The 14,410-nt window shown below is 61.2% G+C and carries 16 protein-coding genes; 11 read left to right on the top strand and 5 right to left on the bottom strand.

What is annotated here, in order from left to right; genetic code table 11:
• Positions 1-167 precede the first annotated feature (167 nt).
• Positions 168-449 carry a hypothetical protein gene (locus K6M89_RS15965; protein ID WP_097583901.1) on the top strand — a complete coding sequence of 94 codons (282 nt, stop codon included), beginning with the start codon at positions 168-170 and terminating at the stop codon, positions 447-449.
• Positions 450-532: 83 nt separating this feature from the next.
• Here K6M89_RS15965 and tyrS read toward each other — a convergent pair whose 3' ends face one another.
• Entirely contained in the window at positions 533-1,789 is a 1,257-nt protein-coding gene (gene tyrS, locus K6M89_RS15970; RefSeq protein ID WP_222140106.1) for a tyrosine--tRNA ligase, read from the bottom strand.
• A 132-nt stretch (positions 1,790-1,921) separates the two neighbouring features.
• Here tyrS and K6M89_RS15975 point away from each other — a divergent pair, with 132 nt between their 5' ends.
• Together K6M89_RS15975 and K6M89_RS15980 are read left to right on the top strand one after the other, a co-directional pair.
• Positions 1,922-3,040, top strand: a complete 1,119-nt coding sequence (locus tag K6M89_RS15975; protein ID WP_222140107.1) for an anhydro-N-acetylmuramic acid kinase — start codon at positions 1,922-1,924, stop codon at positions 3,038-3,040.
• Positions 3,037-3,561, top strand: a complete 525-nt coding sequence (locus tag K6M89_RS15980; protein WP_222140108.1) for a GNAT family N-acetyltransferase — start codon at positions 3,037-3,039, stop codon at positions 3,559-3,561. The genes K6M89_RS15975 and K6M89_RS15980 overlap by 4 nt, the downstream gene beginning before the upstream one ends.
• A 77-nt stretch (positions 3,562-3,638) precedes the next feature.
• Here K6M89_RS15980 and K6M89_RS15985 read toward each other — a convergent pair whose 3' ends face one another.
• On the bottom strand, positions 3,639-4,316 hold the full coding sequence (locus tag K6M89_RS15985; RefSeq protein WP_004675601.1) for an alpha/beta hydrolase: 678 nt from the start codon (positions 4,314-4,316) through the stop codon (positions 3,639-3,641).
• A 217-nt stretch (positions 4,317-4,533) separates the two neighbouring features.
• Here K6M89_RS15985 and K6M89_RS15990 point away from each other — a divergent pair, with 217 nt between their 5' ends.
• The 8 genes from K6M89_RS15990 (at position 4,534) to sufA (ending at position 12,046) form a co-directional block, all read left to right on the top strand.
• Positions 4,534-5,700 carry a cysteine desulfurase family protein gene (locus tag K6M89_RS15990; protein ID WP_222140109.1) on the top strand — a complete coding sequence of 389 codons (1,167 nt, stop codon included), beginning with the start codon at positions 4,534-4,536 and terminating at the stop codon, positions 5,698-5,700.
• A 191-nt stretch (positions 5,701-5,891) separates the two neighbouring features.
• The gene (gene sufB / locus K6M89_RS15995) at positions 5,892-7,361 is read left to right on the top strand and encodes a Fe-S cluster assembly protein SufB (protein ID WP_097583892.1); all 1,470 of its coding nucleotides are present in this window, start codon (positions 5,892-5,894) and stop codon (positions 7,359-7,361) included.
• A 153-nt stretch (positions 7,362-7,514) separates the two neighbouring features.
• Positions 7,515-7,754, top strand: coding sequence for a GIY-YIG nuclease family protein (locus K6M89_RS31770; protein WP_369010566.1), 240 nt, complete (start codon positions 7,515-7,517; stop codon positions 7,752-7,754).
• A gap of 104 nt (positions 7,755-7,858) precedes the next feature.
• A complete protein-coding gene (gene sufC / locus K6M89_RS16000; protein WP_222140110.1) occupies positions 7,859-8,614 on the top strand; it encodes a Fe-S cluster assembly ATPase SufC in 756 nt (251 codons plus the stop codon).
• Between the two features lie 24 nt (positions 8,615-8,638).
• A complete protein-coding gene (sufD, locus tag K6M89_RS16005) occupies positions 8,639-9,913 on the top strand; it encodes a Fe-S cluster assembly protein SufD (RefSeq protein ID WP_222140111.1) in 1,275 nt (424 codons plus the stop codon).
• Positions 9,914-9,925: 12 nt separating this feature from the next.
• A complete protein-coding gene (locus K6M89_RS16010) occupies positions 9,926-11,167 on the top strand; it encodes a cysteine desulfurase (protein ID WP_222140112.1) in 1,242 nt (413 codons plus the stop codon).
• A gap of 12 nt (positions 11,168-11,179) precedes the next feature.
• Positions 11,180-11,560: an SUF system Fe-S cluster assembly protein gene (locus K6M89_RS16015; RefSeq protein WP_097583884.1), complete on the top strand. Its 381-nt coding sequence runs from the start codon at positions 11,180-11,182 to the stop codon at positions 11,558-11,560.
• 93 nt (positions 11,561-11,653) lie between these two features.
• Positions 11,654-12,046: a Fe-S cluster assembly scaffold SufA gene (sufA, locus tag K6M89_RS16020; RefSeq protein WP_097583882.1), complete on the top strand. Its 393-nt coding sequence runs from the start codon at positions 11,654-11,656 to the stop codon at positions 12,044-12,046.
• A gap of 71 nt (positions 12,047-12,117) precedes the next feature.
• On the opposite strand, the gene K6M89_RS16025 is transcribed toward sufA, so the two are convergent.
• The 3 genes from K6M89_RS16025 to K6M89_RS16035 form a co-directional block, all read right to left on the bottom strand.
• Positions 12,118-12,756 carry a hypothetical protein gene (locus tag K6M89_RS16025; protein WP_222140113.1) on the bottom strand — a complete coding sequence of 213 codons (639 nt, stop codon included), beginning with the start codon at positions 12,754-12,756 and terminating at the stop codon, positions 12,118-12,120.
• Between the two features lie 156 nt (positions 12,757-12,912).
• Entirely contained in the window at positions 12,913-13,218 is a 306-nt protein-coding gene (locus K6M89_RS16030) for a flagellar basal body rod C-terminal domain-containing protein (RefSeq protein WP_222140114.1), read from the bottom strand.
• 138 nt (positions 13,219-13,356) lie between these two features.
• Complete coding sequence (locus K6M89_RS16035; protein ID WP_222140115.1) at positions 13,357-14,394, bottom strand: glycoside hydrolase family 25 protein; 1,038 nt, start codon at positions 14,392-14,394, stop codon at positions 13,357-13,359.
• Positions 14,395-14,410 lie beyond the last annotated feature (16 nt).

The following is a 14,410-nucleotide window of genomic DNA, read 5'->3' on the forward strand; positions in this document are numbered from 1 at the left end:
TCGAGATCGTTGATCGTGCCGGCGCTCCCAATCCATCTGGTCGCAAATCCCGGCGGGCGGAAAAGGCTCGATCAGGTAAGTCGAATAGTGATGTTTTGCTTATTTTAGATAACTCTGATGTAATGTGAATCCGGCAAACAACGGTCGGCGCAATGTCGGAGGATGCCATGCAGTGCGCTCGGACAGTCTCTTTCATATCGGTCGCGGTGATCGCCGCTGCAGCAGGCGAGGCTTCGCAGTCTGCGGATAAGGGCGCGCGGCTGAGGCCGCCGGAGCTCATCCGTTCCGCCCATGTGCTGACGGTTCCCCTCGATGCGACCGTGACGCCGCCGACGTTCTCGATCAGCTGGTGGTCACGCGTGACGCGCGTACCAGACGTCGACCCGCCACCCTATGTCTTCCGGGAGGCTGAACGAACGGACGCGACGTCTCAGCCTGGCGGCGAGTGAGGGGTGCGCGCCAACTGCAAAATTGGGCAAAGAAAAAGCCGGCGCGGGCGCCGGCTTTGATATCCGTTCGGAATTGAAGCCGCTTACGCCGCGCGGCGGATCAGGATGTGCTTCTTCTTGCCGAGCGACAGCTTGATGACGCCGTCGGCGGTGATTTCATTGCTGCCGATCAGCCGGCGTTCGTCGCTGACCGCCTCGTCGTTGATGCGCACCGCACCGCCCTGGACGTGGCGGCGGGCCTCGCCGTTGGAGCCGGCAAGGCCGGCGCGGACCATCAGTGAGAGCAGGCCGATGCCGCCGTCGAGTTCGGTGGCCGGGATATCGACGGAAGGCAGGTTTTCGGCGACCCGGCCTTCCTCGAAGGTGGTGCGGGCCGTTTCAGCGGACGCTTCGGCGGCCTCACGGCCGTGGACGATGGCGGTCGCTTCCGTGGCGAGGATCTTTTTCGCCTCATTGATCTCGGCGCCGCCGAGCGCTTCGAGTCTGGCGATCTCGGAAAGCGGCAGGCGGGTGAAGATCTTCAGGAAGCGGCCGACATCGGCATCCTCGGTGTTGCGCCAGTATTGCCAGAAATCATAGGGGCTGAAGACGTCCTCGTTGAGCCAGACGGCGCCGGAGGCGGACTTGCCCATCTTGGCGCCCGAGCTCGTGGTCAGGAGCGGCGTCGTCAGCGCGTAAAGCTGCGGCGTTCCCATGCGGTGGCCGAGATCGACACCGTTGATGATATTGCCCCATTGATCCGAACCGCCCATCTGCAGGCGGCAGCCGTAGCGGCGGCTGAGTTCGACGAAGTCGTAGCCCTGCATGATCATGTAGTTGAATTCGAGGAAGGAGAGCGACTGCTCGCGATCGAGGCGAAGCTTGACACTGTCGAAGGAGAGCATGCGGTTGACCGAGAAATGCCGGCCGACGTCGCGCAGGAATTCGACATAGTTGAGCTTCATCAGCCAATCGGCATTGTTGACCATGAAGGCATCGGTCGGACCATCGCCGAAGTGCAATATGCGCGAGAAGATCTTCTTGATGCCCTCGATGTTTGTATTGATCGCCTCCGGCGTCAAAAGCTTGCGCTGCTCATCGCGGAAGGAGGGGTCGCCGACCATCGACGTGCCGCCGCCCATCAGTGCGATCGGCCGGTGGCCGGTCTCCTGCAGCCAGTAGAGCATGGTGGCCGAGATCAAATTGCCGATATGCAGGCTGGTCGCGGTTGCATCGTAGCCGACATAGGCCGTCACGACCTCCTTCGCGAACAGGTCGTCGAGGCCGCTTTCATCGGAAACCTGATGGATGAAGCCGCGCTCTTTCAGCGTGCGGAGGAAATCGGACTTGAACTCGGACATGGCTTTCGTCTCTTGGTGTCTGCGCACGGTCCCGTGTGGCCTTACGCAACTTCGTTGTTGTTGATCTGTCGCGGCGCGTTTAGCACTGTTTTTACAAAAGTGCATCCGGGAATCGCATGGGAGGCAAGCCTCATGGACGTGATCAGAACCGCGATCGGGCTGATGAGCGGCACGTCAATGGATGGAATCGATGTCGCGCTGATCAGGACAGACGGCCGCGGTTTCATCGAGCGCGGGCCATTCCTCGGTGTGCCCTATGAGGCCGAATTTCGCGAGCGGCTCAAGCGGGCGCTGGACCTGGCGCGTCCGCTAACCGATAGGTGCGAGCGACCCGCGGAACTTCGCGACATCGAGCTTGAGTTGACCCAACGGCATGCGCTTGCCGTTACGGCATTCCTCGAGCGTTTCGGGCTGTCTGCCGATGCCGTCGATGTTCTCGGCTTTCATGGTCAGACCGTGCTTCACAGGCCCGACGACGGACTGACGATTCAGATCGGCGACGGAGGCGACCTCGCCCGGCGAACCGGCATATCGGTGGTCTACGACATGCGCGCCAATGACATGCTCCATGGCGGGCAGGGCGCGCCGCTGGTGCCGGCCTATCACGCCGCACTCGCCGGAAAATTCCAGCAGGCGCGACAGGCGGTGTGCTTCGTCAACATCGGCGGCATCTCCAATCTGACCTCGATCGGCACTGACGGCCGCATATCGGCCTTCGACAGCGGGCCGGGCAATACGCTGATCGACCAATGGGTGGAGATGAAGACCGGCAAAACCTATGATCCCGGCGGCGAGATCGGCGGACGCGGCAAGCTGGTCGCCGCCCTGGCGGAGCGATATCTGCAAAGCCCGTTCTTCCGCGGCAATGTCCGCCGGTCGCTCGATCGCGGCGATTTCGCGCCGCTTCATCAGGGCGAGGCGAGCCTCGAAGACGGCGCCCGGACGCTCGCCCATGTCGCTGCCGCTTCGATCATTAAATCTGCTGGCTTCCTGCCCGAGATCCCGTCGATCTACATCGTCTGCGGCGGCGGTCGGCTGAACGCCACTCTGATGGCGGAGTTTTCAATCATGGCCGAAGGGCGGGGATCGCGGGTCTTGACCGCCGAGGAAGCCGGATTCGACGGCGATGCGATGGAGGCCGAAGCCTGGGCTTATCTCGCCGTTCGCTCGCTGGACGGGCTGCCGCTGACATTTCCGGGCACGACCGGCGTTGACGCTCCCGTCAGCGGTGGGGTGCTGGCAAAGCCATGAGTGACGAGCGGCTGATCCTTCGGACGTCGCGGCTGCGTTTCGTCATGTGGAACGAAGGCGATGCGCCGCTGGTGCAGCGGCTGCATTCGACGACGGCGACGACGCGATATCTCCCCGGTAACGCGCCGTGGAGTATCGAGAAGGCGGAACAGCGGCTGCGGGGCTGGTTCGAGGAACAGGCGCGCGACGGCACAACCAAATACAAGCTCCTCGGGGAGGACGGCCGGTTCATCGGCCGCGCCGGCATTTCGCGGTTCAGGGGCGAGCAGTTCGAGCTCGGTTATTCCCTGATCGAGGAGGCGTGGGGCAAGGGCCTGGCAACGGAAGCGGCAAGCGCCCTGGCCGACTGGTTTTTCGAAAGCAGACTTGCGCCCGCTTTCATTGCCTTCACGCATCCCGAAAACGTCGCCTCCCAGCGCGTTCTCAGGAAGATCGGCATGCGCGAACGCGCGCCGATCCTGATCGACGGAGTGTCCGGCACCGCTTTCGAGCTGACCGCCGCGATGCAGTCAAAACTCTAACTCTTTACGGCAACCGGCCGAACGCGTCCGCCTAGGGTCCGACCGCTGCTCGACGGATAAAGGGCTCGCGTTACGCGTCAGCGAATTCGCTTGGCCGCCGGCTCCGGCACCAGTTCGCCGTTGAGGCGGCGGTCGAGATAGTCCTCGCATTCGCTCATCAGCGTCTCCACCTGACCGTTGAAAAAGTGGTTGGCGTTGGCCACGGTGCGATGGGTGATGAGAATGCCCTTCTGGGTCTTCAGCTTCTCCACAAGGCCGTTGACGTCCTTTTCCGGCGCCACCTTGTCGGCCTCGCCGTTGATGATCAGGCCGGAGGAGGGGCAGGGCGCCAGGAAGGAGAAGTCGTAGGTATTGGGCTGCGGGGCGATCGACATGAAGCCCTCGATCTCCGGCCGGCGCATCAGGAGCTGCATGCCGATCCAGGAACCGAAGGAATAACCGGCGACCCAACAGGTCTTCGAATCGGGATGCAGGCTCTGCACCCAGTCGAGCGCCGAGGCGGCATCCGACAATTCGCCGGCGCCGTGGTCGAATTCGCCCTGGCTGCGGCCGATGCCCCGGAAATTGAAGCGCAACGTCGTGAACCCGCGCTTCTGGAACATGTAGAAGAGCTGGTAGACGATCTGATTGTTCATCGTGCCGCCGAACTGCGGATGCGGATGCAGGATCAGGGCGATGGGCGCGCTTTTTTCCTTGGAGGGCTGGTAGCGGCCTTCAAGACGGCCGGCTGGGCCGTTGAAAATTACTTCGGGCATTGGTACTCCGGGTTTTATTTCGCGTTCGCGCTGCGTTGGACGACAACATGACTTGACTAACGTTGTCAGCTTTTCTAAAACGCAGTTTAGAACAATTCGAAACTTGCATGGCGATCCACGCTTCGTGGAACGTGTCATAAGGCAAGCCCGGCGGAAATTTCAAGAAAAATGAACCGCGGGTGCTGAAGCAAGCTCGTCAAGCGCAGGACTGAAGATCATGGCGCCGCCACGCCTTTATCTCGACTGGAATGCCACAGCGCCGCTGCACCCGGCAGCGCGCGAGGCGATCATGCGCGCCATCGACGTGTTTGGCAATCCGAACAGCGTGCATGGAGAGGGACGCGCCGCGCGCGCCGCCATCGAAGGCGCGCGACGCAAGGTAGCGGCACTGGCCGGCACCGATGCCGGCAATGTGGTCTTCACCAGCGGCGCGACGGAAGCCGCCAATCTGGTGCTGACGCCGGATTTCCGCATGGGGCGGACGCCGCTTCAGCTTGGCCGTCTCTATTTTTCGGCGATCGAACACCCCGCCGTGCGCGAGGGCGGGCGCTTTCCCAAGGAGAAAATGACCGAGATTCCGGTGACGGAAGCCGGCATCGTCGATCTCGACGCGCTTGACCGCCTGCTTGCTGCCCATGACAAGGCCGCCGGCCTGCCGATGGTCGCCGTCATGCTTGTTAACAACGAGACGGGCATTGTCCAGCCGGTCGAGGCGGCGGCAAAAATCGTGCATGCCCATGGCGGACTTTTCGTGGTCGACGCCGTGCAGGCGGCCGGCCGTATCCCGCTCGATATCAACAGGATCGGTGCCGATTTCATGATCGTCTCCTCGCACAAGATCGGCGGACCGAAAGGTGCCGGCGCGCTGATTGCGCGCGGCGAGGCGCTGATGCCGCGGCCGCTGATCCAGGGTGGCGGGCAGGAGCGTGGTCACCGGTCGGGGACACAGAATTCGCTGGCGCTGATCGGTTTTGGCGCGGCGGCCGAGACGGCCACGGGCGAGCTGGAGACGCGCAATGCGGCAATCGGCGCGTTGCGCGAGCGGCTGGAGGAAGGCATGCGACGGCACGCCGCCGACGTGATCATCCATGGCGAGAGCGGCGAGCGTGTCGCCAATACGATCTTCTTCACCCTGCCGGGGTTGAAGGCCGAGACCGGACAGATCGCTTTCGATCTCGAAGGTGTCGCGCTCTCGGCGGGCTCGGCCTGCTCGTCGGGACGGCTTGGCGAAAGCCATGTGCTGACGGCGATGGGCCGCGACGCCAAGCTCGGCGCACTGCGCATCTCGCTCGGCTTCTCGACCACGGAAGAAGACATAGACAGGGCGGTTGCCGCTTTTGCGAAGATCGCCTGCCGGCGCAGGTCGGCGGGCGAGGCGGCCTGACCGCATCATAAACTTGCGGAAACGCAAATTTCTGCTTGCCAATCGGGCTGAAAAGTCCCTTTTGGCCTCTTACATCAGGGCAAGGAATTGCCCGACCATCAGGGCAAAGTATTGCCCGACATGAAGGGCGAGACGATTGCCCATATGCTACAAGCTGCCGGACCTTGGATCCGGCGAGATTGGAGAATGAAATGGCTGCCGTGCAGGAAACGATCGACCAGGTGCGCCTGATCGATGTGGACCAGTACAAATACGGTTTCGAGACCGTCATCGAAATGGACAAGGCGCCGAAGGGCCTGTCCGAGGATATCATCCGCTTCATTTCGGCCAAGAAGCAGGAGCCGGAATGGATGCTGGAATGGCGTCTGGAAGCTTATCGGCGCTGGCTGACGCTGGAAGAGCCGACCTGGGCTCGCGTCAATTATCCGAAGATCGATTTCAACGACATCTATTATTACGCTGCGCCGAAAAGCACGCCGGGTCCGAAGTCGCTCGATGAGGTCGATCCGGAGCTGTTGAAGGTCTATGAGAAGCTCGGCATTCCGCTGCGTGAGCAGGAGATTCTTGCCGGCGTCGAGAAGCCGAAGATCGCCGTCGACGCGGTCTTCGACAGCGTCTCTGTGGTCACCACCTTCAAGGCGGAGCTGAAGAAGGCGGGCGTGATCTTCATGTCGATCTCGGAAGCCATCCGCGAACATCCCGATCTCGTCCGGAAATATCTCGGTTCGGTCGTACCGACCTCGGACAATTATTACGCGACGCTGAATTCGGCTGTCTTCACCGACGGTTCCTTCGTCTTCGTGCCGAAGGGCGTTCGCTGCCCGATGGAGCTGTCGACCTATTTCCGCATCAACGAGAAGGGCACCGGCCAGTTCGAGCGCACGCTGATCATCGCGGAAGAGGGCGCCTACGTCTCCTACCTCGAAGGCTGCACGGCGCCGCAGCGCGACGAAAACCAGCTGCATGCCGCCGTGGTCGAGCTCGTGGCGCTCGACGATGCCGAGATCAAATATTCCACCGTCCAGAACTGGTATCCGGGTGATAAGGAAGGCAAGGGCGGCATCTACAATTTCGTCACCAAGCGCGGCGATTGCCGCGGCGACCGCTCGAAGATCTCCTGGACGCAGGTCGAAACCGGCTCGGCGATCACCTGGAAATATCCGTCCTGCATCCTGCGCGGCGACGACTCCAGGGGCGAATTCTATTCGATCGCCGTCTCGAACGGCCATCAGCAGATCGACAGCGGCACCAAGATGATCCATCTCGGCAAGAATACCTCGAGCCGCATCGTCTCCAAGGGCATCGCCGCCGGTGTTTCCAACAACACCTATCGTGGCCAGGTCTCGGCTCACCGCAAGGCGTCAAACGCGCGCAACTTCACCCAGTGCGATTCGCTGTTGATCGGTGACAAGTGCGGCGCCCATACCGTGCCTTACATCGAGGCGAAGAATTCGACGGCGCAGTTCGAGCATGAGGCGACAACCTCGAAGATCTCCGAGGATCAGCTGTTTTACTGCCTGCAGCGCGGTATCCCGACGGAGGCGGCGATTGCACTCATCGTCAACGGCTTCGTCAAGGAAGTGCTGCAGGAGCTGCCGATGGAATTTGCCGTCGAGGCACAGAAGCTGATCAGCATTTCGCTTGAGGGGAGTGTCGGCTAAAACACAGCCTCCGTCATCCTCGGGCTTGTCCCGAGGATCTGCTGCGGTCAGGGACAGGGATGACTGGTTTTGTCTATATGATGTCCGACAAACCGCGGGGCGTCCGGCGTTACGAGTGATCTGCACGGTCGCATATGGGAACACCGCAACGAAATCCATAAGGGTTTCACGCAGAAATACAGAGCAAAGAATCTCGTTTGGTTCGAGAACCATCCGAACATTGTGTTGGCGATCCAGCGGGAGAAATCCCTGAAGCGCTATATGCGCGAGTGGAAAATAAAGCTCATAGAGGAGCTCAATCCGACCTGGATAGACCTTTATGAGCGGATTGATGAAATTGAGAATGTCTATCGACCGCATCCGAATACGCGGGAGTGGAGCGATTACAATTGAGGGCTTAGATCCTCGGGACAAGCCCGAGGATGACGGATCGAGACCAGCGCGAGCGGTCAATTGGGCGGATCCTTGAAGTCCGCCGGATAACAGGAAAGACAAAGATGCTTGAAATCAAAAACCTTCATGCCCGCATTGCCGAAGACGGCACCGAGATCATCCGTGGCCTGAACCTCACCGTGAAGGCTGGCGAAGTTGCCGCGATCATGGGGCCGAACGGCTCCGGCAAGTCGACGCTCTCCTATGTGCTGTCCGGCCGCAGCGACTACGAAGTCACCGAAGGCGACATTCTCTATAATGGCGAGAGCATTCTCGAGCTCGATCCGTCCGAGCGCGCCGCCAAGGGTATCTTCCTTGCCTTCCAGTATCCGGTCGAAATCCCGGGTGTCGCCACCATGCAGTTCCTCAAGGTGGCGATGAACGAGCAGCGCAAGGCGCGTGGCGAGGACGAACTGACGACGCCGGATTTCATGCGTCGCGTCAAGGATGCTGCGGCCAAGCTGCAGATCAACACCGAGATGCTGAAGCGGCCGCTCAACGTCGGCTTCTCCGGCGGCGAGAAGAAACGCGCCGAGATCCTGCAGATGGCGCTGCTGGAGCCGAAGCTCTGCGTGCTCGACGAAACCGACTCGGGCCTCGACATCGACGCGCTGAAGATCGTCGCCGACGGCGTCAATGCGTTGCGTTCGCCCGACCGCGCTGTCGTCGTCATCACCCACTATCAGCGCCTGCTCGACTATATCGTGCCTGATATGGTTCACGTGCTCTACAAGGGCCAGGTGATCAAGTCGGGCGACAAGACGCTGGCGCATGAGCTCGAAGCCAACGGCTATGCCGATATCATCGGCGCGGCGGCCTGAGTTCGGGTGGAAAGGACGACCTCCATGAACATGCAGACGACGAGTCGCCTGACTGCGGCCGAAACGGCGCTGATCGACGCCTTCAACCAGCAGATCGGCGAGTTGCCAGGCAACGGCATGGTGACGGCGCTGCGCGACCGGCTTCTCGATGACCTGAAGAAGGCCGGCCTGCCGACGCGCCGCATCGAAGCCTGGCATTACACCGATTTCAAAAACCTGCTGCGCGGCTTGCCGCCGCAGGCAGGTGACGCCGGCTCCGACCCGCTTGAGCCGCTCGTCGCGGGTTCCAGGGTGCTGGCGGTGATCCAGGGCCATGCCAATCAGAAGGCGGTCGCAGAGGGGCTTGGTGTGTCAGCCTATAGCGAACGTCTGCGGGACGGCTCGGCCGCAGGCGGGCTCGATGCGCTCGGCAGCGACGATGCGGTCGGCCGCATCAATGGCAGCTTCGTACGCGACGGCTATGTGGTTGACGTGCCCGATGATACCGAGCTTGAAAATCCGCTCGAGATCCAGTTCATCCATGCTGGCGGGCAGACCCATACGCGCCTTCCCGTTTCCTTCGGCGCCGGCGTCAAGGCAACCGTTATCGAGCGTCACCGTGCGGTGACGGGCGATGCTGCCTTCGTGTCCCATGTCAGTGACATCACCGTCGGCAAAGGCACGGAACTGACCTGGATCATCCTGCAGCAGCAGGGTGCCGACGATACGCATCTCGGCCAAATCCGCGTCGATCTCGGCGCCGATGCCAAGCTTCGCCTGTTCGTGATCAATGCCGGCGGCAAGCTGGTGCGCCAGGAGCTGCACATCAAGGTGACCGGCGAGGGCGCCGATCTGACGCTGCGCGGCATCAACCTGCTCGGGGCCGAGAGCCATACCGACGTGACGATGGTGCTCGGCCACGACGTGCCGCATACCGGCTCGACCGAGGTGATCCGCAACGTGGTGTTCGACCGCGCCAAGGGTGTCTTCCAGGGCATGATCCGGGTGGCGCCCGATGCGCAGAAGACCGACGCCAAAATGGCGTGCAACACGCTTCTGATGTCGGACGATGCCGAGTTCTCGGTCAAGCCCGAGCTCGAGATCTTCGCCGACGACGTCCAGTGCGGCCACGGCGCGACGGTGACCGATATCGACGCCAATCATCTGTATTACATGATGGCGCGCGGCATTCCGGAGAACAAGGCGCGGGCAATGCTCGTCAACGCCTTCGTCGCCGAGATCGTCGAGGAACTGGAAGACGAGGCCCTGGTCGAGGCGCTGGAAGGCGTGATTTCGGCCTGGCTCGAAAAGCACACCTGATCGGATATAGCCATGGACAAGATCGTGCCGGCCACGCAATACGACGTCGAAGCCATCCGCCGGGATTTTCCGATCCTGGCGGAGAAGGTGCACGGCAAGCCGCTGGTCTATCTCGACAACGGCGCCTCGGCCCAGAAGCCGCAGTCGGTGATCGACGCGATCTCGCATGCCTATAGCCACGAATACGCCAATGTGCATCGCGGCCTGCATTATCTCTCCAATGCCGCGACCGATGCCTATGAGGCGGCGCGCGAAAAGGTCCGCCGTTTCCTCAACGCCCCTTCGGTCAATGACATCGTCTTCACCAAGAATTCGACGGAAGCGATCAACACCGTCGCCTATGGCTGGGGCATGCCCAAGCTCGACGAAGGTGACGAGATCGTCCTGACGATCATGGAGCACCACTCCAACATCGTGCCCTGGCATTTCATTCGGGAACGGCAGGGCGCCAAACTGGTTTGGGTGCCGGTGGACGACGAGGGCGCCTTCCATATCGAGGATTTCGAGAAGAGCCTGACGGAGCGCACCAAGCTCGTCGCCATCACCCATATGTCGAATGCGCTCGGCACGATCGTTCCGGTCAAGGAGGTCTGCCGCATCGCGCATGAACGCGGCATTCCGGTCTTGATCGACGGCAGCCAGGGCGCCGTGCATCTCCCGGTCGACGTGCAGGATATCGATTGCGACTGGTACGTCATGACCGGCCACAAGCTCTACGGCCCGTCGGGCATCGGCGTGCTCTACGGCAAGAAGGAGCGGCTTTTCGAGATGCGCCCCTTCCAGGGCGGTGGCGAGATGATCTTCGAGGTTGCCGAGGATGCGGTCACCTACAACGATCCGCCGCATCGCTTCGAAGCCGGTACGCCGCCGATCGTCCAGGCGATCGGGCTCGGTTATGCGCTCGACTATATGGAGAAGGTCGGCCGCGAGGCGATCGCCCGCCATGAGGCCGATCTTGCCGCTTACGCGGTCGAGCGGCTGAAATCGGTCAATTCGCTGCGCGTGTTCGGTACGGCGCCCGACAAGGGCAGTATCTTTTCCTTCGAGCTTGCCGGCATCCACGCCCACGACGTCTCGATGGTGATCGACCGGCAGGGCATTGCGGTGCGTGCCGGCACGCATTGCGCCATGCCGCTCTTGAAACGCTTCGGCGTCACCGCCACATGCCGTGCATCCTTCGGCATGTACAATACCCGCGCCGAGGTCGATGCCCTGGCCGATGCGCTTGAATATGCGCGCAAGTTCTTTGCTTGAGGAGTGTCCGTGATGAGCCTGGACGAAAGCGAACAGAAGATAGACGTGCGTGAAGGCATCGTGCATTCCAGCATTCCGGCCGATGAACTGGCACGGCTGAGCGACGACGTCATCAGCGCGTTGAAAACCGTCTACGACCCGGAAATTCCCGCCGACATCTTCGAACTCGGTCTGATCTACAAGATCGACATTGAGGACAACAGGATGGTGAAGATCATGATGACGCTGACCGCGCCCGGCTGCCCGGTCGCCGGTGAGATGCCGGGCTGGGTGGAAAACGCCGTCGGCGCCGTCGAAGGCGTGTCCGGCGTTGAGGTCGAAATGACCTTCGATCCGCCGTGGACACCGGACCGCATGTCGGAAGAGGCGCAGGTCGCGGTCGGCTGGTACTGACATCCCGCGGTATTGATCCGTTTACCTCAGGGTACTACATTTGAGTCACGATGCGCCGGATCTTGACCCCGGTTGCGGAAGGAGAATGGGCCGATGGGCTTTGCAATCATGAGCATGACGGACGGGGCCGCTGCCCGCGTCAAGGCAATCGTCGAGAATTCCGGGCCGGAGGCCAAGGGCGTTCGCGTCGGCATAAAGAAGGGCGGCTGCGCCGGGATGGAATATACCATCGACCTGGTGACGGAGCCGAATGCCAAGGACGACCTGATCGAGCGTGATGGTGCAAAAGTCTGGGTCGAGCCATCGGCAGCTCTCTATCTCCTCGGCACCGAAATGGGCTTCGAGCAGACGACGCTACGCTCCGGCTTCACCTTCACCAACCCGAACCAGACATCGGCATGCGGCTGCGGCGAATCCGTCGAACTGAAGCCCGCCGATCTCGCGGCCCTTGCCGCGCAGCGCCAAAGCGAACCGGCGCATTCTTGACGCCGTTCGCATGGGCTGGCTGAAATTACCCGCTAAGCGTCGCTGGTGAAGCCGGTTTGGCTCCATCAAGATCACCGGGTCCCGTTTTGCGGATGCTCAAAACGAGGCGCTGCACCACAGGCTGCGTCTTGCTCAGCGGTACCTGTCGCGAAAAACGATAACGATTGTGATCGTGTCTCGATTTGCATGATAGAGACGACGCGGCAGCCGGAGGGATTTTTTTCGGCTAACCGAACACCAAGGTTGGTGGAAAATATGGGGTCCGGGTTCCAGCGCTCGTAGCGCCCGGTGCCGAGGAGTTCATCTCGCTCGGCGAGAAATGCCGTCCTCAGGTGGTTTTCTTCGTCCGCCGAGATCGGCTTTGCTTCCTGAGCGAGTTCGAGTTCGCACGAACGTCTTGATTTGCCATGATCGGGTGGATACTCGGTTTCCACGACAACGAAGCGAGCTCCGGGAACCTCCCAGCGCTGTTCAGCCATTTTGTACCCGTGCAGAAGTGGAAAGGGGACCCCAGGAACGGTCACCGGGGCCACCGTCCTGACGTCACGCCCAAGGTCGCGCAATCCTGTTGCATCAAAGTCTTTGCCTGTCTCTACGGCAATTCGACAGCGTGTGAACAGGTCACGCCAAACACCGGAAAGGTCTTCGCTAGCGCGAGCACTGGTTATCAGGGCGAAATTCAGAAGAATTGACAAGGTAATGCGGCGCAAGCGGAATTCTTTCCTGAGATGATGTATGAGCGCCTATAGGGCAATTCTGCTAGTCTAGCAGAGCGGCTTATTTCGCGACGGCCGAGGCAGTCGGCAGATCGACATAGGTCCGATCCACGTTGAATTATAGCAGAGCGACTACTTTGAGAATCGCACTCAGTCGCGCTTAATGTTCATCAGCATTTCCCACATATCCGCGCCGGTCTCGAAGACCACGGCGTTCGCCTTATAGGCCTGTTCGGCTTCGATGAGATCGGTCAGTCCGGTGGCCGGATCGACATCCGACGCCGTCGGGTTGACCGCGGCCTGGACGCCGCCGGATGCAACGGAGGTGAGGCTGGTATTCAGTCTGGCATAGTCCGGCGTGCTGCTGTTGGCGACGTTGTTGGCGATCGCGCCGATTCGCGTCGTCTGCGACCGCATGCCCGAAAGAGCAATGTTCGAGATGCCCGATATGCTCATCAGCCGTTTCCCCAGAACTGGATAATCGTCTTTTACCGACAAGGATTTAGAGAATGCTGAAGGCGTTGCGTTAGCAAAGATCTATCAAACGCACGCCCTGCCGTTCCGCCTGTTCCGGATTGGCACAAGAACTCATCGCTATCGCGATGCCACCCAGTCGTGCCAATCGCTTTCGTTGCCGTTGAAGACGTTGAGGTCGATCTTGCCATCGACGCCATCGGAAAGACCCGAACCGGAATATTGCCAGAAGACCCATTTGCGGCCCGGATAGACTTTGGAGGGGTGGGCGGCCACTGAGCGCAGCCAGAAGGGATAGTCGAGCATCTGGCCCTTTAAATTGTCGCGGTAGAAATCCGGTGCCGTGTAGATGATCGGGCGCTGGCCGTAATGGCGCTCCAACTTGTCCATGAACACCTGCATCTTTTCCCGGACGCGGGCGGGGGAAATCCGCCGCTTGCAGCTCGATTCGCCGTTCCATTCGACGTCGATCACGGGCGGAAGCGCGTTTGCTTCTCTCGGCACGTTGCGGATGAACCAGTCGGCCTGTTCGCCTGCCGTCCGGCACCAGTAGAAGAAGTGGTAGGCGCCGTGTTTCAGGCCGGCCTCCTTGGCCCGGCGCCAGTTCTTCCTGAACATCGGATCGAGGTGATCGCCGCCGTCCGTCGCCTTGATATAGACGAAGTTCGCGCCTTGCCTGCGCAACGTCTCCCAGTCGATTTCACCTTGCCAGCGCGATACGTCGACGCCGTGCACGGCAAACTTTCTCGGCGACGTCGAGCCGAAATTAATCGGCTTGGCGTCGCGGAAACGGTGGCTGTAGATCTGGCCGCGCGATGGCGATCTCGTGCGGAGATCGGGCTCGATTCTTGGGTTGGAAGGCATGAGCATCGCGACGGGCTTTTCCGTCGGCATCGGCATGCCGACCGGCCTTTCCGCGGGCACGAGCGCCTGCGGCTCTGGAACCGGTCCGGTCCAACTCAACGCTTCTTGCGGCGCGCTTGCCTGTGCGGTGTCGCCCACGGCGGCTGCCGGTATCGGGCCGTCCGGCTTGGTGATGGCATTGGTTGTTTCCGCCGAAGGCACAGGAGTGAGCACATCTTCGGCGCCGGAACTGGCGGCGCATCCCGACAGGATCAGGGCGGCGAGGAAGATTGCAGATACAGCCGATGGACGCATGAGAACCTGTACGCAA

It is taken from the genome of Rhizobium croatiense (assembly GCF_019793465.1).
Taxonomy (GTDB): Bacteria; Pseudomonadota; Alphaproteobacteria; order Rhizobiales; family Rhizobiaceae; genus Rhizobium; species Rhizobium croatiense.

Excerpts from the sequence above, each read along its gene's own strand:
- K6M89_RS15965 (WP_097583901.1), top strand. The coding sequence starts at position 168 with ATGCAGTGCGCTCGGACAGTCTCTTTCATATCGGTCGCGGTGATCGCC.
- tyrS (WP_222140106.1), bottom strand. The coding sequence starts at position 1,789 with ATGTCCGAGTTCAAGTCCGATTTCCTCCGCACGCTGAAAGAGCGCGGC.
- K6M89_RS15975 (WP_222140107.1), top strand. The coding sequence starts at position 1,922 with ATGGACGTGATCAGAACCGCGATCGGGCTGATGAGCGGCACGTCAATG.
- K6M89_RS15980 (WP_222140108.1), top strand. The coding sequence starts at position 3,037 with ATGAGTGACGAGCGGCTGATCCTTCGGACGTCGCGGCTGCGTTTCGTC.
- K6M89_RS15985 (WP_004675601.1), bottom strand. The coding sequence starts at position 4,316 with ATGCCCGAAGTAATTTTCAACGGCCCAGCCGGCCGTCTTGAAGGCCGC.
- K6M89_RS15990 (WP_222140109.1), top strand. The coding sequence starts at position 4,534 with ATGGCGCCGCCACGCCTTTATCTCGACTGGAATGCCACAGCGCCGCTG.
- sufB (WP_097583892.1), top strand. The coding sequence starts at position 5,892 with ATGGCTGCCGTGCAGGAAACGATCGACCAGGTGCGCCTGATCGATGTG.
- sufC (WP_222140110.1), top strand. The coding sequence starts at position 7,859 with ATGCTTGAAATCAAAAACCTTCATGCCCGCATTGCCGAAGACGGCACC.
- sufD (WP_222140111.1), top strand. The coding sequence starts at position 8,639 with ATGAACATGCAGACGACGAGTCGCCTGACTGCGGCCGAAACGGCGCTG.
- K6M89_RS16010 (WP_222140112.1), top strand. The coding sequence starts at position 9,926 with ATGGACAAGATCGTGCCGGCCACGCAATACGACGTCGAAGCCATCCGC.
- K6M89_RS16015 (WP_097583884.1), top strand. The coding sequence starts at position 11,180 with ATGAGCCTGGACGAAAGCGAACAGAAGATAGACGTGCGTGAAGGCATC.
- sufA (WP_097583882.1), top strand. The coding sequence starts at position 11,654 with ATGGGCTTTGCAATCATGAGCATGACGGACGGGGCCGCTGCCCGCGTC.
- K6M89_RS16030 (WP_222140114.1), bottom strand. The coding sequence starts at position 13,218 with ATGAGCATATCGGGCATCTCGAACATTGCTCTTTCGGGCATGCGGTCG.
- K6M89_RS16035 (WP_222140115.1), bottom strand. The coding sequence starts at position 14,394 with ATGCGTCCATCGGCTGTATCTGCAATCTTCCTCGCCGCCCTGATCCTG.